This window comes from Thermotoga caldifontis AZM44c09 (assembly GCF_000828655.1).
GTDB classification, from domain to species: domain Bacteria; phylum Thermotogota; class Thermotogae; order Thermotogales; family DSM-5069; genus Pseudothermotoga_A; species Pseudothermotoga_A caldifontis.
This window is the reverse complement of sequence record NZ_AP014509.1, coordinates 464,024-483,358: the sequence shown is the minus strand read 5'-3', so window position 1 is coordinate 483,358 and position 19,335 is coordinate 464,024. Positions and strand designations below refer to the sequence as shown.

18 protein-coding genes are annotated in these 19,335 nt (G+C 52.6%); 8 read left to right on the top strand and 10 right to left on the bottom strand.

Going from position 1 to position 19,335, the window contains the following annotated elements; translation table 11 throughout:
- Positions 1-32 precede the first annotated feature (32 nt).
- Genes TSP01S_RS02340 through TSP01S_RS02320 form a run of 5 tightly spaced genes read right to left on the bottom strand, consistent with a single transcriptional unit; the run spans position 33 to position 5,122 of the window.
- Positions 33-977 (bottom strand): ABC transporter permease, encoded by a 945-nt coding sequence (locus TSP01S_RS02340; RefSeq protein ID WP_197538906.1) that lies wholly within the window; start codon positions 975-977, stop codon positions 33-35.
- Positions 961-2,466: a sugar ABC transporter ATP-binding protein gene (locus TSP01S_RS02335; protein WP_041076136.1), complete on the bottom strand. Its 1,506-nt coding sequence runs from the start codon at positions 2,464-2,466 to the stop codon at positions 961-963. The genes TSP01S_RS02340 and TSP01S_RS02335 overlap by 17 nt, the downstream gene beginning before the upstream one ends.
- Positions 2,463-3,488, bottom strand: a complete 1,026-nt coding sequence (locus TSP01S_RS02330) for a Gfo/Idh/MocA family protein (protein WP_041076134.1) — start codon at positions 3,486-3,488, stop codon at positions 2,463-2,465. The genes TSP01S_RS02335 and TSP01S_RS02330 overlap by 4 nt, the downstream gene beginning before the upstream one ends.
- 12 nt (positions 3,489-3,500) lie before the next feature.
- Positions 3,501-4,130 (bottom strand): PIG-L deacetylase family protein, encoded by a 630-nt coding sequence (locus tag TSP01S_RS02325; protein ID WP_041076132.1) that lies wholly within the window; start codon positions 4,128-4,130, stop codon positions 3,501-3,503.
- Entirely contained in the window at positions 4,127-5,122 is a 996-nt protein-coding gene (locus TSP01S_RS02320) for a LacI family DNA-binding transcriptional regulator (RefSeq protein WP_082021626.1), read from the bottom strand. Before TSP01S_RS02320 ends, TSP01S_RS02325 begins: the two co-directional genes overlap by 4 nt.
- Positions 5,123-5,425: 303 nt before the next feature.
- On the opposite strand from TSP01S_RS02320, the gene obgE reads away from it, so the two are divergent.
- The 6 genes from obgE to TSP01S_RS10145 are packed head-to-tail and all read left to right on the top strand — an operon-like array spanning position 5,426 to position 12,173.
- Positions 5,426-6,727, top strand: a complete 1,302-nt coding sequence (gene obgE, locus TSP01S_RS02315; protein ID WP_041076129.1) for a GTPase ObgE — start codon at positions 5,426-5,428, stop codon at positions 6,725-6,727.
- Positions 6,678-7,307, top strand: coding sequence for a nicotinate (nicotinamide) nucleotide adenylyltransferase (gene nadD, locus TSP01S_RS02310; protein ID WP_052463461.1), 630 nt, complete (start codon positions 6,678-6,680; stop codon positions 7,305-7,307). Before obgE ends, nadD begins: the two co-directional genes overlap by 50 nt.
- Complete coding sequence (locus tag TSP01S_RS02305) at positions 7,294-8,253, top strand: tRNA dihydrouridine synthase (RefSeq protein WP_041076127.1); 960 nt, start codon at positions 7,294-7,296, stop codon at positions 8,251-8,253. Before nadD ends, TSP01S_RS02305 begins: the two co-directional genes overlap by 14 nt.
- A 17-nt stretch (positions 8,254-8,270) precedes the next feature.
- Positions 8,271-9,638 carry a Do family serine endopeptidase gene (locus TSP01S_RS02300; RefSeq protein ID WP_041076125.1) on the top strand — a complete coding sequence of 456 codons (1,368 nt, stop codon included), beginning with the start codon at positions 8,271-8,273 and terminating at the stop codon, positions 9,636-9,638.
- A 44-nt stretch (positions 9,639-9,682) separates the two neighbouring features.
- Positions 9,683-10,333 carry a hypothetical protein gene (locus TSP01S_RS02295; protein WP_041076123.1) on the top strand — a complete coding sequence of 217 codons (651 nt, stop codon included), beginning with the start codon at positions 9,683-9,685 and terminating at the stop codon, positions 10,331-10,333.
- Positions 10,334-10,352: 19 nt separating this feature from the next.
- A complete protein-coding gene (locus tag TSP01S_RS10145) occupies positions 10,353-12,173 on the top strand; it encodes a PEGA domain-containing protein (RefSeq protein ID WP_070098353.1) in 1,821 nt (606 codons plus the stop codon).
- Positions 12,174-12,195: 22 nt separating this feature from the next.
- On the opposite strand, the gene TSP01S_RS02285 is transcribed toward TSP01S_RS10145, so the two are convergent.
- Together TSP01S_RS02285 and TSP01S_RS02280 are read right to left on the bottom strand one after the other, a co-directional pair.
- Complete coding sequence (locus TSP01S_RS02285) at positions 12,196-12,843, bottom strand: CBS domain-containing protein (RefSeq protein ID WP_041076122.1); 648 nt, start codon at positions 12,841-12,843, stop codon at positions 12,196-12,198.
- Positions 12,844-12,994: 151 nt separating this feature from the next.
- On the bottom strand, positions 12,995-14,209 hold the full coding sequence (locus TSP01S_RS02280; protein WP_041076120.1) for an S-layer homology domain-containing protein: 1,215 nt from the start codon (positions 14,207-14,209) through the stop codon (positions 12,995-12,997).
- Between the two features lie 137 nt (positions 14,210-14,346).
- Here TSP01S_RS02280 and TSP01S_RS02275 point away from each other — a divergent pair, with 137 nt between their 5' ends.
- Together TSP01S_RS02275 and TSP01S_RS02270 are read left to right on the top strand one after the other, a co-directional pair.
- Positions 14,347-15,255: an alpha/beta fold hydrolase gene (locus TSP01S_RS02275; RefSeq protein WP_041076118.1), complete on the top strand. Its 909-nt coding sequence runs from the start codon at positions 14,347-14,349 to the stop codon at positions 15,253-15,255.
- Positions 15,256-15,287: 32 nt separating this feature from the next.
- Positions 15,288-16,445: a serpin family protein gene (locus TSP01S_RS02270; protein WP_052463460.1), complete on the top strand. Its 1,158-nt coding sequence runs from the start codon at positions 15,288-15,290 to the stop codon at positions 16,443-16,445.
- 1 nt (position 16,446) lies between these two features.
- On the opposite strand, the gene TSP01S_RS02265 is transcribed toward TSP01S_RS02270, so the two are convergent.
- From TSP01S_RS02265 to TSP01S_RS02255, 3 genes are read right to left on the bottom strand one after another with little or no spacing between them, the layout of a single operon-like run.
- Positions 16,447-17,418, bottom strand: a complete 972-nt coding sequence (locus TSP01S_RS02265) for an ABC transporter ATP-binding protein (RefSeq protein WP_041076114.1) — start codon at positions 17,416-17,418, stop codon at positions 16,447-16,449.
- Positions 17,403-18,392 carry an ABC transporter ATP-binding protein gene (locus TSP01S_RS02260; RefSeq protein WP_041076112.1) on the bottom strand — a complete coding sequence of 330 codons (990 nt, stop codon included), beginning with the start codon at positions 18,390-18,392 and terminating at the stop codon, positions 17,403-17,405. The genes TSP01S_RS02265 and TSP01S_RS02260 overlap by 16 nt, the downstream gene beginning before the upstream one ends.
- Before the next feature lie 9 nt (positions 18,393-18,401).
- Positions 18,402-19,334, bottom strand: a complete 933-nt coding sequence (locus TSP01S_RS02255; protein WP_041076110.1) for an ABC transporter permease — start codon at positions 19,332-19,334, stop codon at positions 18,402-18,404.
- Between the last annotated feature and the right edge of the window lies 1 nt (position 19,335).

The window sequence follows — 19,335 nt, the reverse complement described above, 5'->3', positions numbered from 1 at the left end:
ACACCTCCCCTTTCTCGCCCCCGACGGGGCTATCACCTTCTCAAACTTTGCAGCAACACTGCAGCGATGATGATCAAACCCTTGACCATACCTTGCAGGTACACTGCCACATTCAGCATCACGAGCATGTTGTTGACAACACCGAGTATCAGCGCCCCGAAGAACGTTCCAAAGATCGTACCCTTTCCACCGCTCAAACTCGTTCCACCGATCACGGCCGCCGCGATCGCGTCCAGCTCGAAGCCAGATCCCGTCGACGAAGAGCTCACGGAAGCCATCATCGAAGAGAGCAGTATGGCCGAAGTCGCGACAGAAACTCCACTGATGACGTACGTGATCGTTCTGACCACATCGACCTTTATCGCCGAATAGACCGCAGCGGTTTCGTTCGCACCGACTGCGTACACGTACCTCCCAAATTTCGTTTTGTCCAGAACGATGTACGCCAGAACGGCGTAGGCTATGAACACGATCATGGGTAAAGGTAGACCCGCGATGAACTTCATGCCGAAACTGGAGAAGGTGCGGGAAAAACTCATGTACACTCCACCGTTTGCGAAGTTGAGCACCAAGGATCTGTATATCGCCATGCCGCCGAGCGTGGTGATGAACGCGGGAATCTTTCCCTTCGTCGTCAACAGGCCCATGCCAAGACCGAGCAGAGCACCAAGACCGTAGGTGAGCAGGATCGAAAGCACCGTCGCTCCAACGCTGTCGCCTATCTTGTTGCTCGTCGTTATGGCGAAGGCACCGAGGAGCGCGAGCATCGAGCCAACCGAAAGATCGATCCCGCCGGCGATCATCACGAAGGTGATGCCTATCGCTATGATTCCCACGTAGGACGTCTGCCAGAAGATGTTCAGAATGTTTCTCGGCTTGAGAAACGCCGGTGTCACGATGCCGGAGAAGATCATCAACCCGATCAGCACGAGCACGATCATGTACTTGGTGAGAAAGGCTTTAAGTTTGATACACACCGACCTCCTTCACACCCGTCGCGTGATAGATGAGTTCTTTCTCGTTGAGGTCTTCTCCTTCCACCTCGGCCACAACCTGGCCGTTGCGCATGACCATGACCCTGTTACAGAGCCCTATGATCTCTGGTAGATCGGAAGAAACCACGACGAAACTGCAACCAAGTTCCTCTATCATCTGGTGCATGATCTTGTAAATCTGGTGCCTCGCGTTCACATCCACGCCGCGCGTCGGTTCATCGAACAGAAAGATCTTTGCTCCCGTTTCCACGAGTTTGGATATGACGACTTTCTGCTGGTTGCCCCCACTCAGCGTCCCAACGGTCTGCCATGGACTTCGCACCTTGATCTCGAACTTCTTTTCGTAGCCTTTGAAAGTATCGAGTTCACTTCGAACACGCACGAAGAGCCTCGAGAATTTCTCCAAGGCCATCATCGTTGTGTTCTTGAACGCTTCCAGACTGGCTATGATCCCGCCGTTCTTTCTGTCCTCAGGAAGGTAAACGAGCCCCAGCTTTTTCGCTTCCAGGGGATCTTCGATCTTCACCTTTTTTCCAAACAGATACACCTCACCGGACTTCACCTTCCTGATTCCCACGAGCGCTTCCATGAGCTCGGTCCTGCCGGAACCGACGAGACCGTAGAAACCGAGTATCTCACCCTTGCGGAGCTCGAAACTCGCCTGCCTGACTCTTCCATCCAGAGTTGAGAGGTCCTTCACCTGCAGAACGATCTCAGAACCTGGAACTGGTTTTTCAGGAAAGATTTCTTCGAGCTTTCGACCGACCATGAGTTCGGCTATCTGTTTTTCACTCAGGCCCTGTACCTCTCCCTGATAGACCTTTCTTCCATCGCGCAACACGATCAGTTCTTCAGCTATCTGTCGTACCTCTTTGAGCCTGTGCGAGATGAATATCACCGTTATTCCCTTCTGCTTCATGCTCTTCACGATCTCGAAGAGCTTGAGCACCTCCTCGTCCGTGAGCGAAGAGGTTGGCTCGTCCATGATCAGCACCTTCACCTTCTTGGATATGGCTTTGATGATCTCGACCATCTGCTTCTGTGCCGGTGAAAGCTGTGACACGTAAACTGTGGGATCTATGGAGAGCCCGAGCTGCTGCATGAGCTGCTTGGTTTCTTCTATCATCTGTTTCTTTGCGAGCAGAAAACTTCTCGTCAACTCGTCTTTGAGGAAGATGTTCTCGTACACCCTCAGACTTTCGACCAGGTTCAATTCCTGCGGTATCAGCACGATGCCGAGGGATTTGGCTTTGAGCGGATTCAGCTCGACCTTTTTCCCTTCGAAGAAGATCTCTCCTTCGGTCGGCTGCAAAAAACCCGAAAGGATCCTCATGAGTGTCGATTTTCCGGCTCCGTTCTCACCGACCACACCGTAGATCCTAGCCGGCTCGAAGTCGACATCGACGTTGTGCAGGACTCTCACGTTCGAAAAGTCCATGCAGATGTTCCTCGCAGAAAGAATCGCGCTCATTCTACCTTCACTGCCTGCCCTCTCTTTGCAGATTCGAATATCCTCTCGACCACTTTGACCGCGATGTATCCATCTTCAGGCTTCACGATGGGCTCTTCCAAACCGAGGCACACCTTCGCGAAGTGGTCCACGACCGGCATCTTCCAGTAAGGATCTTCGTTGGTGAACAGCGGTCTCAAAACGATCTCACCGTGCATCCTGAAAGGTTTTTCGAGATATATGTCGATCTTCGTCGGGTCGGTCTGTCCCACCTTCATCGTGCCCTTCTCTCCGTAAACGACGAAGTAGTTTTCCTCGAGTCCTTTCGTGATCCAGTTCGAATCGAGTGTCGCCAGGCTTGAGTTGGAAAGTCTCAGAACCGCACTCGCTACGTCCTCCACCGATGCCCGTTTTTCGAGCGTTGCGATGAATCCTGTGCACTCCACGATGTCCAGGCCGGTGATGTATCTGATCAGGTCCACCTTGTGAACGCCGAGATCGCCAAGGGCTCCAAACATGGCAACGTTCTTGTCGAAGAACCACGCTGCGCTCGGAGACCAGTTCTCCGGACCGGCGTGTCCAAACATGGTCTTGACGAGTCTTATCTCCCCCAGCACGCCGGATTGAACGATCTCTTTTGCTTTGATATGGTGCGGGAAGAACCTCTGCGAGTGGTTGACCATCAGAACCTTCCTGTTCTCCTTGGCAGCCTCGATCATCTTCAGAGCGTCTCCCGAGTTCGTGGCCATGGGTTTTTCCACCAGCACGTTTTTCCCTTTCTCGAGTGCGGCGATGGAAACTTCCGCGTGCAGTGCGTTCGGAGTGGCCACGATGACAGCATCTATGTCTTCCTTCTCGAGCATCTGTCGATAATCCTCGTAAAACCTCACATTTTCAAGCTTTCGTTTGAATTGTTCCAGCCTCTGCGCGTTCGGGTCTGCTATCGCCACGAGCTGTGCGTACTCGGAAAGGATCGTGTTTGGGATGTGCAACACTTCAGATATCTTTCCCGCGCCCACGATACCGATTCTTACCTTCTTCACGCACTCACCCCCTCAGAGTTTTTCCAGATCGATCAGCTTCTTTCTGTGCGGAGACAGTGGGAACCTGCTTCCTAAATGTTTGAACACCTCTGCGTAGGCGCAACCGGTTTGAATGCCCCTGAAGCCCGCCGGGAAGATGATCGATGGCATGATCTCCTTCTCGTAGACGTCCTCATCGAAAGCGTTCTTCATGAGCTCTATGGCCCTCTTTTTGAATTCGTAGGAACCTGATATATCGATCGCCACGTCGAACTGAAAGTCCAGACTCGAAGCTGGAATCTCGAACAGATAGATCTCCTTTTCGAACCTTCTCGCAATATCGATGGTGATCTTTGAAACAACCTCATGGTCGTACAGGATCTCACTGTAGAAGTGTGTGAAAACTATGTCTGGGTCGAAACTCTCCATGAACTTTCTGAGCGCTTTCGAGAGAACCACCTCGTCTATCTGACCGTACGAAAAACCGAACTTTTCTGCCTCTGCTCCGAGCAATTTCATGGCTTCGAGGTAACCATCTATCCTATCTCCACAAACGCTCAGTGCGCAGACACGGTTCTGCCGCAGCGAAAGTTCCCTCATCGTTCCGCCAGCACCTATGATGGGATCGTCGCTGTGCGCCGCGACAACCAGTATCCTTTTCATAGATCCACCTTCTTCAAGCTCGAGCGTCTGACCACGAGCCTTGGGGAAAACACGTAACGTTTTATCTTCGAATTTCCCTTGATCAGTTCGAAGAGCAGTTTCGCCGCGACCTCACCCATCTCCTCCACAGGCTGATGAACCGAACTCAGAGGTGGATCGATGATCTCACACAGCTCTTCATCGTTGTCGAATCCAACGATCGCCACGTCGCTCGGAATCTTAAGATTTCTTTCCTTCAGCGCCCTCATAGCACCTATCGCGACGAGATCGTTCATGCAGAACACACCATCGATCTGAACACCCTCTTCGAGCAATCTCTTCATCCCTTCGTAACCAGCAGATTCGTTGTACCCAACCGGTTCAACGAACGCTTTTAAACCCGCCTCGTTCATGGCCGCTTCGTAGCCCTTCGCCCTCTCCAGAGAAACGTACAGTTCGTGCGTTCCACCGAGATGGACTATGTTCCTGCAACCGTTTTCGATCAGGTGTTTCGTCGCCATGTACGCACCGTAGCGGTTGTCCAGCACGATCGAGACAACGTTGTCGAGCTCGTAGAACTTGTCGAAAACCACCACCGGGATGTAATCGGAAATCTCTTCCACCAGATCGTCGCTGACACGCGAGTTTCCAATGATGATCCCATCGATTCCGAAAAACCTCGCATTCCTGATGAGTTTTTCCTCTCTCTCCAAGTTTCTGAAAGAATCCATCAGTATGACGAGCGTGTCCTCACCACAGGCCTTCTGAACTCCGCGCGTGAGCCTCGCAAAGAACGGGTTTATGATGTCCGGCACGATGAGCCCCACGGTGAGTATCTTGCTCTTTCGTGCCATGTTGCGCGCATGATAGTTGGGCGTGTAGCCGAGCTCTCTCGCGATTTTGAGAATTTCTTTTTTCTTCGCCTCACTCACGCGCCCTTTACCGTTGAGAACCTTCGAGACGGTCGAGACAGAAACGTTGGCCAAATTTGCCACATCTCTAAGGGTTGGCAAGCGCTAAATCCTCCTCTTCAAAGATGGTCAATCGTTTTCCCAAATCGTTCACACTTAGTCTACCAGTTTTCCACATCGTTGACAAACACCGTCGTTGGCTACACAGGGTGACCTTCTTGAATTTTCATTCTTTATTCCCAATGGGATATCGAATCCGCAGCCAGGCTTTTCTTTTCTCAGAATTTCGCCATTTTTCTTCATCGCGTAACAGAACCACACTAAGGTAAACTGGCAGGGTGACACTTCGACTTTGAAAGCCTGGTGCTTTTGAACCTGTGTTAGTCTAATTCTGTGGGTGAGAGCTTGGAAAGGGAAGATTTTGTTGACAGAGTGAAGATATTCGTGAAGGCTGGAGATGGTGGAAACGGTGCGGTGAGTTTCCGCAGGGAAAAGTACGTGCCCAAAGGTGGCCCGGACGGCGGAGATGGGGGCGATGGTGGTTTCGTCATCCTCCGCGCCGATGCGGGCCTCTCCACGTTGCTCAAGTTCAAATACCAGAAAAAGTTCGTTGCCGAGAATGGCCAGCACGGTCGTGGTAAGAAGCAGGCGGGCAAGAACGGTGAGGATCTGATCATAGACGTTCCCGTGGGTACCATTGTGAAGGACGCGGAGACGGGCGAGATCATCGCCGACCTCGACAGACACGGTATGATGGTCTGCGTTGCGCGTGGCGGTAAGGGTGGCAGGGGTAACGTCCACTTCGCCACGAGCACACTCAGGGCTCCCAGGATCGCAGAGTCGGGCGAGAAGGGCGAAGAGAGGTGGCTCGAACTCGAGCTCAAACTGCTCGCCGATGCAGGCCTTGTGGGCTTTCCCAACGTCGGAAAATCGTCTTTGATAGCCGCCATGAGCAACGCGAGGCCCAAGATCGCGGATTATCCTTTCACCACACTGATCCCGAACCTCGGTGTGGTGAGAGTCGGCAGGGACATCGAATACGTCCTGGCAGACATTCCAGGTTTGATCGAAGGTGCACACAGGGGAAGTGGGCTTGGAAATCTCTTCTTGAGACACATAGAAAGATGCAGCGTCCTCGTGCACGTGGTGGACATAGCCTGCGTCGAGGGCAGGGACTTTTTGAAAGACTACGACACGATCATGGAAGAGCTGCACAAGTACAGTCCAGAACTTTTGAAAAAACCTCAGATCCTGGTCGCGAACAAGATAGACCTGCTCGACGAAGAGGAGCTGAACAAAAGGTTGGAGAGATTAAAACAACACACCGGTAAAGATCCGATCGCGGTGTCCGCACTGACGAGGCAGAACATCGAAACGCTCAAAGAAAAGATCGCCCAGTTCGTCGGTGAGAGCAAGTTGAAGCTGAAGATGCTCCCCGCACCTCCTTTCGAAAAACCAAAACCCGTGAAGACCAGACTGGAACTCAAGTTCGATTTCGAGATCGTCAAGACGAAAGAAGGTTTCGTGGTGAAAGGAGAACAGATCGAAGCCTGGCTCAAGCGGTATTCACTCGAGCACAGGGACGCGTTGATCAGGTTCCTCGACGTGCTCGAGAGGAACGGTCTGAGCGAGAAATTGAAACAGGCAGGTGCGAAGGATGGGGACACCGTCTGGATTGGAGATTACGACTTCGAATACCACGAGTAGGATCGGCATCTTCGGTGGAACGTTCAATCCCCCACACGTGGGACATCTGATTGTGGCCCAGTACGCGCTCGAACTGTTACAGCTCGAACTGCTCTACGTCGTACCGGCGTACAGACCCCCGCACAGATCCGGCGACGTGGCCCCGTTCGAGCTGCGCTTCGAATGGTGCGTCAAAACCTTCGAACTGAAAAACACCATGGTGAGCGATTATGAAAAACAGCGTGGAGATGTTTCCTATTCACTCTACACGGTCCAGCATTTCGCCGGGAAGCACGGATGCGTCCCGTACTTCATCGTCGGAGAAGATGCGCTCAGGTACATAGAAACCTGGCACAGATACAGAGATCTTTTGAGCTCATGTCACTTCGTCGTTTATCCACGCTACTGCGGCAAACCCTACCAGGAGAGGGCTAAGGAGGTCCTCGGGGAACTCTTCGACAGGATCGTCTTCCTCAACGCCCCACTGATCGAAATATCGTCCAGCGAGATAAGGGAAAGGATCAGACAGGGAAAGAGCATAAAAGGAATGGTCGTAGCACAGATCGAAGAGTCGGTCGTGAACCACTATGGGAAGGTTTAGCTATCCGGGTATACTCGGCCTCGCACCCATGGCCGGTGTGACGGACAGGGCCTTCAGAACCGTCTGCAGGCTGTGGGGTGCTCAGTTCTTCTTCACCGAAATGATCAGCGCCGAGAGCGTGCTCTTAGATCTCGAAGTTGTCGAAAGGATGCTTCCTTTCGAGGAAGAGAACACCGCGGTACAGCTGTACGGTTCAGACCCCAAGAAACTCGCCCTCGCCGCAAGGAAAGTTCAGCACAGGGCGAGCTGGATCGATCTGAACGCAGCGTGTCCCGTGAAGAAAGTCGTCAAGAAGAACAGCGGTGCCGCGTTGTTGAAAGATCTTGAAAGGCTCAGAGACATCGTCATGGCGATGAAGGACGTTTGTGACAAGCCGATCACCGTGAAGATCAGGATCGGTTTTGAAAGGAACGAGCTTGAAAAGATCATGGAAACGCTCGTCCTCGCCGGTGCCGATGGGGTCGAAGTGCACGGAAGAACAGCGGTTCAGATGTATTCAGGCAAAGCCCAGTGGGACCTGAAGCTGGACAGATGGAACATTCCAGCGGCCATTTCTGGCGATCTGTACACGGTCGAAGACGTTCAAAACGCGATGAACATCTCCAAAGCCAGCGCCGCCATACTCGCAAGGGGTGCGCTCAGAAAACCCTGGATCTTCCACGAATTTTTTCATGGAAAAGCGCCGGGTGTTGAAGAGATCAGGGACATGTTCCTGCTCCACGCAAAACTTTTGAGAGAGCTGGAAGGAGAAAGATCGTTCTACAGTCTGAGACAGTTCGTGGCAGGTTACACGCACGGCTTTTCTGGCGCGAGGGAATTCAGAGAAAGGTTCATGAAACTCGAAGGTTTCGAAGCGATCCAGAATGCTATCGAAGAGTTCTTTAATCGTTTTCTAATGAACGTGGGGGAAAATAAAGTTGTCAAAGAAGATGGAGCCAGAGCATGACTCAAGGAGGTGTCGTTATGAGAAAGGTTTTCGTGATGCTGGGTGCGCTCGTGGCAGTAGTTTCTATGTTCGCACTGGTGAATCCGGACTATCAGAGTCCGATCGTTGCCGTCGTGGAAGCCTGTGCGCCGGCCGTCGTGAAGGTCGAAGCTGTGAAGACCGTGAGATCTCCTTACTTCGATCCTTTCATCGAAGATTTCTTCAGACGCTGGTTCGGCTATTCCCCGTTCGGCGGCACACAGAGGGCCACGAGCATCGGCTCAGGCTTCATCTTCGACAAGGCCGGTTACATCCTGACCAACGAACACGTTGTGAGCGGAGCTTCCGAGATCACCGTTACTCTCCTGGACGGTTCTTCTTACAAGGCTGAATACGTTGGTGGCGATGCGGAACTGGACATAGCAGTTCTGAAGATCAAGGCCGAGAAAGAGTTTCCGACCCTCGAACTGGGTGATTCGGACAAGGTGAAGATAGGCGAATGGGCCATAGCGATTGGAAATCCGCTCGGATTTCAGCACACCGTGACGATAGGTGTCGTGAGCGCCACGGGTAGAAGGATTCCCAAACCGGATGGTTCCGGCTACTACACTAACCTGATCCAGACAGACGCGGCGATCAACCCGGGAAACAGCGGTGGGCCACTTCTGAACATACACGGTCAGGTGATCGGCATCAACACGGCGATCATAAATCCTCAGGAAGCCGTGAACCTTGGTTTTGCAATTCCCATAAACACCGTGAAGAGGTTCATAAACCAGCTTGTGCAGACCGGTAAGGCTCAGAAGGCGTACCTCGGAGTCAGACTGACCACGGTGACGGACGAGCTCGCGAAGGCGCTCGGTTTGAAGGTGAACAAAGGTGCCCTGATCGTGCAGGTTCTGGAGAATTCTCCCGCCGACAGGGCAGGTTTGAAGGACAACGACGTGGTCGTCAAGTTCGACGGTGTGGATGTGAGCAGTGACGCGGAACTCGTCTCGCTGATACACAGTCACGTGCCGGGCGACGTGGTGGAGATCGTCGTGAACAGGAACGGTAAAGAGATCAAGTTCATCGTCACGCTCGGCTCTTCGAGCGATGAGGAAGTCCAGTCAGCCGTCGCGGCGAAAGAGTTCCTCGGCATCGTGGTGGGCGACATAACACCTTCGGACAGGGAAACATACTCCATACCGGTACGCGTTGAAGGCGTGATCGTTCGTCAGAACAGAGGTTCGCTCGCCCTTCAGACTGGCGATGTGATCGACCAGATCGCCGTCAACGGCCAAAGATACGCGATCAGATCCGTCAGCGACTGGAACGAAGTGGTGGGAAGGATCAAGAAGGGTGACTTCGTAGCGATCTTCGCCATCAGAAAAGGTGCAAGACTGGTTTACAGTTTCACTTACTGAAAAAGGCGCCCCACGGGCGCCTTTAAAAACCTGGGGGTGGTTCGATGAGAAAGGCGAAGATTCTATTCTTCCTCGCCGCGGCAGTTTTGATTCTGATCGTTGCGTCATGTGGATCGATAGTAGTTCTTCCAAAGTACGGCATACCACTCAACATTGTAGAAGCTGGCGTAGTTAGGGATGCTCGTTTAGAAAACCTCGCATCCTGGAGTGCTAATCGCACCGATCTGGTGATGCTCTACTATCCCAGCACGACTCTGTTCTCGAATCGAGGCATCGTGGGAATGAGCTCAACAGATATGCTTGTCTTTCTGAACAACGAAATAGCTGGTGGCTACTCGAACGATACCGAACTTAGCAACACAAAGAATCAGATTTTGAACTGGCTCAAACCCGTTTCAAATCTGGAAGGAAATCTAACACTTAAACTTGTACCCAACGACCTTCTCGGTACAACCTGGGACCTCGTCATCGGTGTGGGAAGTGAAGAAAAGTCAGTAATAACACCAGATTCAGGTTATGTCCTGGTACAGTTTGTAAATCAGAACGGTGTTTACACGGTGACGAACGTTCAGCTTGAGACAGACTGGAAAAATCTGAACGTACCCAAGAACATACCTGCCAGCCAGTTGAAAGGTTACGCGTTCTTCAAAATCGAAGATGGAGTAATCACAGCTTCACGCGTCATTCTTCCGTGAATATAAAGGGGGGATGTGAATGAAAAAGGCGTGGATCGTGTTTCTGGCGTTGCTCGTTGCGGCCCTGAGCTTTGCAGATATGCAGCTGAAAAACATCATCATAGTACCTAAACCGAGCGATCTTGAAGTTAAGGTGTGGCTCAACAAACCCGAAGGTTCTGTTTATCAGATCGGTGAATCGCTGAACATCTACTTCAAGGCGAACAAGAGCTGCTACGTGGTCATTTACGACATCCGTTCTGATGGAAAGATCGTGCTCCTGTTTCCGAACAGGTACGATACGAACAACTACATCGCTCCGAACGTGACCTACAAGCTTCCCATCTCGTCAGCATATTCCTTCAAAGTCGCACCACCTGAGGGAAAAGAGTTCATCCAGATCATCGCGAGCACCAGCTACATCCCGCTCTTTCAACAGCTCAGAGATCTCGGAACGTCCGGAACCTTCCCGCAGCTGACGACCGATCCGGAACGCTACGTACAGGAACAGATCCTTCCACACCTCACGGGCCAGTGGGCGAGCGATATAACCTACTTCTACGTGGGTCGCGCACCGAGCAAAGGCGTCGCGCAGCTTGAGTCCAACCCAACCGGTGCGTACGTGTACGTGGACGGAAGATACATCGGCACGACCCCGGCACGCGTCGAGCTGGACGAAGGTCAGCATTTCGCTACCTTCTACTGGCGGGACCAGGTGATCACAGAAACGTTCTTCATCACCGCCGGAAGGACCGTCGTGGTGAGCGCGAACTTCTTGAGAAAAACGATGCTGGACATCAGAACAACACCGGCTGGTGCGCAGGTCTTCGTCGACGGCAACTTCGTGGGTGTGAGCCCGATCCAGGTTGAGGTACAGCCCGGCGCCCACACGATCCTCGCGACGATGCCAGGCTACGCACCGGCTCAAACGAGCGTGTCCGTTTCGGCGGGTGAGACGAAGACTGTCAACCTGGTGCTCAATCCAGAGCAGGCAACGCTGAGGATCTTCTCGAGCCCGGCGGGCGCCTCGATCTACGTCAACGGCCAGTACAGAGGTGTCGCACCGTCTTCAGGATTGACCCTGTCGCTCAGTCCAGGTACGTACACCGTCATGGCGAGATTGACAGGCTACGAAGACACTTCCATGACTGTGACGCTCAATCCGGGTGAGAGCAGGAGCATCACGCTGACTCTGCCTCCGAGGAAAGCCACTCTCAACATCTTCACCAACCCCGTGGGTGCTTCGATCTACGTTGATGGAAACTACGTTGGTACGACGCGCAGCACGGGTCTTTCCGTGCAGGTCGATCCCGGCACACACACGATCGTCGCCACGATGAATGGCTACGAAGACACGACTGTGACCGTCAGCGTCGCTTCCGGTGAGACCAAGAGAGTGGACATAACACTGCCACCGATCCCCAGAACAGGCGTTCTGATGATCTACACCACACCGGTGAACGCTTCGGTCTATGTGGATGGAAGGTTCGTGGGTACAGCGGGTTCTCTCGGCTTGAGGGTCGAAGTGGACGCGAACGTGGTTCACAGAATCGTTGCGAGCTTGCCAGACTACGAAGACGCCTCAACTGAAGTTCAGGTGATGCCGAACGAGACGAAGATCGTGAGGCTCACACTCGAACCTGTCCAGAGAACGGGCACAGTCAGCATCAACAGTACGCCGTCCAACGCGCTGGTGTACATAAACGGTTATCTGAAGGGTATCACGCCGTTGAGGATCGATCTCGACTACGGAACCTACCAGCTCGTGGTGCTCAAGGGCGGTTACTACGCGGAAGTGCTCACGCTGGTCGTGGACAGAAGAAGTGTGAGCGTGAGCGTGACTCTGAGGCCCATCCAGTGATTGAGGGGGGCGGAAGCCCCCTTCAATCTTGTCTCACATCGATGATCGAAACGTTCGGAATACCTTCCAGGAGTTTTCGCTCGAAGTTTTCCCTGTTCAGAGATGGTTTCACCTTTATCACCACGTTGTACTCTTCCTCCGATTTTTCGTAAGTGCTCACGGCGATGATGTCTCCACCGCACTGGGACATCAAATTCAAAATCTTCGCGAGGATTCCAGGAACGTTTCTCACCTTGAAGACGTACCTGTAACCTTTCTCCCGCGCACCGAGCATGTTGATGAACACTTTGAATATGTCGGTTTCGGTTATTATTCCGACCAGCTTTTCTTCTTCCATCACCAGGAGAGAACCGATCTTTTTGTCCGCCATGATCTTCGCCGCTTCTTCTATGGGCGTGTTCGGATGAACGTGGACAACGTCCTTCTTCATGATCTGCTTGACGGTGAGTTTACCGAGCAGAGTGGTCAGTTCCCAAACATCCAGCGTGGTGGCCTGCGAAGGTGAAGCCTTCAGCAGATCCTTCTCTGCAACGATTCCAACGACCCTATCGTTCTTGACAACCGGCAACCTTCTGATACCTCTGCTCCTGATGATCTCCATCGCTTCCTGAAACGTCGTTTCCGGAGAGATCGTGATCACGTTCGTCGTCATCACATCCTTGACGAACATGCTTTAGACCCCCTTTCCTCGCTCTCGAGACCCCAAAAGTCTTCTTTCAACCCTCTTTTCAGAGTCTACACCATCGACCTGAGAGCTCGACTTCACGATACGAAAAAGGACCCCGAAGAGGGGTCCTTCATGTCGAACAGCTGCCTTCAAATTACTGGCTGCCTCCACCCATGAACATACCGAGCAGTCCAACGACTATACCGGCCGCACCGACGATGACACCTATCAAGCCCATGTTGTAGGCGTCGTTGATCTTTTTCGCCTGCTCGACCGTCGCTGCCTCGATGTCGCTCATCCAAGGTTTGGAGTCGATCTTCTTGGACAGATTGGCTATGCTCTGCTCGTTCTGCGCCACTCTCTGACTCAGGCTCGTCATCTGACCCGCGAGAGTGCCAACGTTGCCTTCGAGCACGCTCACTTTCTTCGCGGCACTCGCAGCGTCTGCAACATCTTTCTTCAACTTCTCGACGTCCGTCACAAGAGATGCAACCTGGCCTTCGAGCAGGGACAGTCTCGCATCGAGCTGGCGAGCCGTAGTATCGAGAGCCTTCCTGAGCCCATCCACGTCGGAGGCGACCTTCGCTTCGAGGGCGGCGACTCTGGCCTCGAGATCGCTGAAGCTCTTCTTCAAAGTTGAAAGTGCCTGCAGGTTCGATTCCAGACTGTCAACTCTCTTGGACAGAGCTGTCAGATCAGCCTTCGTACTGTCGATGGATCTTGACAGACCATCGACCCTCGAGGAGAGATTGTTGAACTTTCCATCGAATTCGTTCAGCTTCGCGTTGATCGAATCGATGGAGCCTTTCAACTGTGACATGATCTGCGCGGAGATCTGCGCCTGCAAGTCAGAAACGCTCTTCTCGATCGCGGCCACTTTCGAAGAGAGCTGGTTGTACATCGTCATCATCTTGTTTTCGGAAGCGGCGATCATCGTGGGTAGGTCCCTTCTCACCTGGGATATTTCAACGATCGTGGACTTCAGGTTCGAAATCTCAGCCAGAACGGTCTGAAGCGTCTGATCCGTTGCCGCGATCTGTTCCCCTTGTTTCTGTGTTCTGTTCAGCGCGGTGCTGACGAGATCTTCCAGTGCCGAGATCCTCTTCAACGCGGCCTGCAAATCTGCTGGCCCTGCAGCAAGCTGCTTTGTGAGATAATCGAGCATCCTTTTCAGTGCGACGGCCACCTGGTAGCGTGTCATGGGGTTGTTACCTTGGAAGGTTCCATCCGGCATACCCGAGATGATCCCAAGCTTCGCCAATTCCGTCACAGCTTCGTACGCCCAGTGGTTCACGGGCACATCCGAAAATGCTTGTGCCAGGATCAAGGTTGCAACCAGCGCCATGACCAAAACGAGCGCTTTCTTCATCCACCTCACCTCCGATCCTTTCTTTTCTTACACTATATTACCACGACTCTGGGCCAAAGTTTAGACTTGCATTGACCGAGATACTGTTCGAACGGATCTCAAAGTGGCCCAGTCTACATGACGAAGGAGATGACTATATGAAAGCCGGGTTGGTGCTCAGCTTAGTTTTTCTTGGTTCCTTCTTTCTCCTTTCGCTCGATCCAGCGAGGGCGAACGAGGGTGCGAAGTTTCTGGACCGCTCGCGCTACTTTTTCGAAACGATCGATGGTGTGAAGATCGCTTATCAAAAACTCGGCGAAGGTCCAGAAACTTTGATCCTCATCCACGGTTTCATGGGCAACTCGACGAACTTCGAACCGCTCTTCGATCTGCTCGAAGACGATTTCACGCTCATCGCGGTCGATCTTCCTGGTTTCGGCCTGAGCGAAAAGAAGATCGAAAAGAATTTGTCGAGAAGGTACATGGCGTGGATCGTCGCGAGGCTCGCCGAAAGGCTGGGCCTGGAACACTACCACGTGCTGGGACATTCCATGGGAACGGAGGTCGCAACCTGGCTGGCCCTGAACGAAGCTGAGAAGGTAAAAAGTTTGATCCTTCTGGACAGTTCGATATGCCTTCCAGAAAGAAACAGCGTGCCCGGCAGCATCTTCACGAAGATCGCTCTGAGGCTCATCTTCATGAACTACGATTTTCAAAAAAGAACTTTCAAAGACATGCTGGTCAACAAGGAAAGCTTCAGCGAGGAGTACTTCCTGAAGAACTACTATCTGGTCTACCAGACACCCTTAGACATCGTCTTCAATCTGGCTGAAAACCAAGACACCGCACAGCTCAGAGAAAATTTGAAAAACCTCTCTGTTCCAACGCTCATCGTCTGGGGTGAACAGGACAACATCACACCGCTCGAAGGGGCGAAGTGTCTGTTTGAAATCAACGCCAGACTCGTCATGATACCGAACGCGGGGCATCTGATCATGTTCGATCAGCCACAAATTCTGAGTGAAACCATCAAAGGATTCGTTTTCTCATCGATTTCTAATCGCTGAGTTTTAGAATGCAACTCAAAGGAGGGGTCGTTGTGAGAAGAGCGTACCTGCTGGTGTTATTCCTGTCCTTCAGTCTGTGCATCGCTCAAAGTGCGCCAGAGTCCATCAACGCCTTCGGAATAGACCTTTACAGATTCCTCGCAGGCAGTTCCGAAAACATCTTCTTTTCGCCGTTCAGTTTGAGCACGGCGCTCGCGATGACTTACCTCGGAGCGGACGGCAACACGGCCCTGCAGATGAGAAAAGTGCTGCACTTCGAAGACGAAGGTCTGCACGAATCTTTCTCGAACCTGATCGATTCACTCAACAAGCCCGTGGAAGATTACAAGCTGGCCATTGCCAACGCGCTGTGGCTGCAGGAAGGTTATCCTCTGCTCGAATCCTTCCTTGCAGCCGCCGAAAAGTACTACAGGGCACCTGTGAACAGCGTTGATTTTGTGAACGATCCGAAGAACTCGGTCCGAAGGATCAACGACTGGATCGAACAGAAGACAGAAGGAAAGATCAAAGACATGATCAACGAAAACGATGTGGACAGTCTCACCAGGCTCATCATAACGAACGCGATCTATTTCAAAGGCAACTGGGTCGTTCCGTTCGATCCTCAGGCCACGAAGAAAGATGTCTTTTACGTGAGCGAAGACAAAACCGTCGAAGTGGACATGATGAAACTGACCGCGGATTTCAACTACTTCGAAGATGAGAAGGTGCAGATCCTCGAACTTCCTTACGCAGGTGGCAACCTTTCCATGATCGTGGTGTTACCAAAAAGGGGCGTGCGTCTGAGCGAAGTTGAAAAAGATCTGAGCCTGGAAAAGTTTCAAGGATGGCTCAGAAATCTTCGAAACAGGCGCGTCGAAGTCATGCTGCCGAGGTTCAAAGTCATGCAGAGGTTCTCCTTGAAGAAGACTTTATCTGAGATGGGCATGGTCGATGCGTTCACGAACGCGGCCGATTTTTCCAAGATGGACGGCACCAAGATGCTGAAGATTCAGAACGTGATCCACCAGGCGTTCGTGGAGGTGAACGAGGAGGGTACGGAAGCGGCGGCCGCCACCGGGGTGATCATCGGAATAAAGATGGGACCGAGCATGCCTGTGATATTCAGAGCCGATAAACCCTTCCTGTTCTTCATCTACGAAAAGAAAAGCGGTGTGATCCTGTTCATGGGCCGATTGCAAAAACCATGACTCAGTAGAGAAAACACGCAACCTGGTGCGAACCGTCCACGGTTTTGAGCTGTGGCGTTCCTTCTGCACAGATTTTCATAGCGTAGGGGCATCTTGGGGCGAAGAGGCACGCCTGCGGTGGGTCTATGGGTGAGGAAATCTCTCCCTGGATGGGCTGAACCTGTCTGAGTTTTCTGAGCCTCGGGTTCGGGATGGGAACAGAGGCGATCAACGCCCTGGTGTAAGGATGCAGCGGGTTCGAAAACAACTCTTCTGACCTCGCCAGCTCGACGATCCTACCAAGGTACATCACCGCGATGCGGTCCGAAATGTATTTCACAACCGCCAGATCGTGCGCGATGAAGATGTAGGTCAATCCGTACTGCTGTTTCAAAGACACGAGCAGGTTTATCACCTGCGCCTGCACGGACACGTCGAGCGCAGACACGGGTTCGTCACATATCAAAAGCTCGGGTTTGAGAATGAGCGCCCTCGCGATGCCTATGCGCTGCCTCTGACCTCCGGAAAACTCGTGCGGGTATCTGGACAGATATTCCGGTCTCAGACCCACGCTCTTCATCATCTCGATCGCCATATCCCTCTTTTCCGCCTGGCTCAGTTTCGGATCGTTCAGGCCCTCGGTGACTATCTGCAGCACCGTCATTCTGGGGTTCAGGGAGCTGTACGGATCTTGAAAGATCATCTGGATCTTCTTTCTGAAGGGCTGAAACTCTGCAGGTTTCAGGGCGAACAGATCCACCCATTTTCCCGCATCGTTGTAGAAGAACTTTCCACTGGTGGGTTCGTAGACTCTGACCATCAACCTTCCGAGCGTGGTTTTTCCACAGCCGGACTCACCCACGAGACCGAAGGTTTCCCCTTTGAACACCTCGAAAGAAACGTTGTCAACCGCTTTCAAGTAGGATTTCCTTCCGAAACCTCTCTTGATCCCGAACCATTTGCTCACGTTCGCGAGTTTCACGAGTTCTTCCATTCTCGATCACCGCCCGCGTACAGCCAGCATTTCACCAGATGGTTCGCCTTCACTTCCACCCGATCGGGTTCTTTTTCGCTGCAGATATCCATCTTCAAGCTGCACCTCGGATGGAACCTGCAACCTTTTGGATACCTCGCCGGGTGCGGCACGGTACCTTCTATGGAAGCGAGCCTTCGTCTCTCCTGCCAGTCGATCCTGGGCACCGAGCTCAGCAAAGCCTTCGTGTACGGATGCAGAGGATTTTCGAACAGTTCGAACACGTCCGCAGTCTCTATCACCTGGCCGGCATACATAACGACCACTCTGTCGCACACCTCCGCGACGACCGCCAGATTGTGCGTTATGAGCATGACGGCCGTGCGATACTTCTCCTTCAACTCGAGCATGAGTTTCAGTATCTGTGCCTGTATGGTCACGTCGAGCGCCGTGGTCGGTTCGTCTGCGATCAACAGCTTCGGGTTGCACGCTAAAGCCATGGCGATCATCACGCGCTGTCGCATGCCTCCGGAAAGCTGGTAAGGATAATGCTTGATCCTGCTCTCCGGTTCTGGAATCTTCACATCTTTCAGCATCTTGATGACCCTGCCAGTTATTTCTTCCTTCTGGAGCCTCTCGTGGAGCTCGTAAACTTCTGAAAGCTGCCAGCCGATCGTGTACACAGGATTGAGCGAAGTCATGGGTTCTTGAAAGATCATCGAAATCTCTTTGCCTCTGATCCTGTACAGTTCCTGCTTTGGAAGTTTCAAAAGGTCCACACCGTTGAACCAGATGTGGGATTCTTCCCCAACGAAAGCGTTCCTCGGAAGAAGTCTCGTTATCGCGTACGCCGTGACCGTTTTGCCACAGCCAGATTCTCCAACGATGCCGAGCGTTTCTCCTTCCGAAAGTTCGAACGAGACATCGTCGACCGGAACGATCTTCCCCATGTTCGTTTTGAAACCGATCTTGAGATTCTCGACCTTCAGCAACATTCGATCACCTCATGATTCGCTCACGAACCTCGGATCCAGCGCATCTCTGAGCCCGTCGCCCAGAAAGTTCACACTCAGCACGGTTATGAAGATCATGAAGCCGGGAAAGAACACGAGCCACCAGGGGACAACCTTTTCAAGGCCAGTCGCCAAGATGTAGTTCATGGCGCGCTGCAACATGTTGCCCCAGGATGGTGTTGGGGGCTGTATGCCGAGGCCCAGATAACTGAGAGAAGATTCGGCAAGGATCGCGTAAGAAAGGTTCAGCGTCAACGAGACGATGGTGATGGGCATCACGTTCGGCAGGATGTGCCTGAAGAGTATTTTCAACCTGCTCGTTCCGAGCACCCTGGCCGCCGTTATGTACTCGTTCTCTCTGAGTGACAGAACCACACCCCTGACGAGCCGAGAAACTCCCATCCAGCCGAACACGGTCAGGACCAAGATGGTGTTCTTCATACCGGAACCGAAAACCATCGTCAGGATCAAAAGCACCGGGAACATCGGTATTGAAAGCATCACGTCCACAAACCTCATCAAGAGCCTGTCCACGATGCCACCGAGATAACCCGAAACTAATCCGACAATGAGTCCTATCGCGGTGGAAAGTAAGGAAGAAGTGAAGCCCACCAGCAACGAGACTCTTCCACCGTACATGATGCGCACCAAGACGTCTCTACCGAGCTCGTCCGTACCGAACAAATAACCTGCTGTCAAAGGCGGCTTGAACCTGTTCAAAAGGTCCATCTCATCGTACGCCCTCGACGTGAAGAGAGGGCCGAACACGCTCAGGAAGACCACACAGCTGAGCGAGATGAGGCCGAAGAGTGCCAGTTTGTGCTGCAGGAATTTTCTCCTCACCAGTTGCCAGTAGGTACCTATGGGAAACGGCACACTCTCTTCTTCGAGTCGTTCGACAGCTTTTTTCATGGGCAGGACCATG

Excerpts from the sequence above, each read along its gene's own strand:
- TSP01S_RS02335 (WP_041076136.1), bottom strand. The coding sequence starts at position 2,466 with ATGAGCGCGATTCTTTCTGCGAGGAACATCTGCATGGACTTTTCGAAC.
- TSP01S_RS02325 (WP_041076132.1), bottom strand. The coding sequence starts at position 4,130 with ATGAAAAGGATACTGGTTGTCGCGGCGCACAGCGACGATCCCATCATA.
- nadD (WP_052463461.1), top strand. The coding sequence starts at position 6,678 with ATGGGGACACCGTCTGGATTGGAGATTACGACTTCGAATACCACGAGT.
- TSP01S_RS02305 (WP_041076127.1), top strand. The coding sequence starts at position 7,294 with ATGGGAAGGTTTAGCTATCCGGGTATACTCGGCCTCGCACCCATGGCC.
- TSP01S_RS02300 (WP_041076125.1), top strand. The coding sequence starts at position 8,271 with ATGAGAAAGGTTTTCGTGATGCTGGGTGCGCTCGTGGCAGTAGTTTCT.
- TSP01S_RS02295 (WP_041076123.1), top strand. The coding sequence starts at position 9,683 with ATGAGAAAGGCGAAGATTCTATTCTTCCTCGCCGCGGCAGTTTTGATT.
- TSP01S_RS10145 (WP_070098353.1), top strand. The coding sequence starts at position 10,353 with ATGAAAAAGGCGTGGATCGTGTTTCTGGCGTTGCTCGTTGCGGCCCTG.
- TSP01S_RS02285 (WP_041076122.1), bottom strand. The coding sequence starts at position 12,843 with ATGTTCGTCAAGGATGTGATGACGACGAACGTGATCACGATCTCTCCG.
- TSP01S_RS02280 (WP_041076120.1), bottom strand. The coding sequence starts at position 14,209 with ATGAAGAAAGCGCTCGTTTTGGTCATGGCGCTGGTTGCAACCTTGATC.
- TSP01S_RS02275 (WP_041076118.1), top strand. The coding sequence starts at position 14,347 with ATGAAAGCCGGGTTGGTGCTCAGCTTAGTTTTTCTTGGTTCCTTCTTT.
- TSP01S_RS02265 (WP_041076114.1), bottom strand. The coding sequence starts at position 17,418 with ATGGAAGAACTCGTGAAACTCGCGAACGTGAGCAAATGGTTCGGGATC.
- TSP01S_RS02260 (WP_041076112.1), bottom strand. The coding sequence starts at position 18,392 with ATGTTGCTGAAGGTCGAGAATCTCAAGATCGGTTTCAAAACGAACATG.
- TSP01S_RS02255 (WP_041076110.1), bottom strand. The coding sequence starts at position 19,334 with ATGGTCCTGCCCATGAAAAAAGCTGTCGAACGACTCGAAGAAGAGAGT.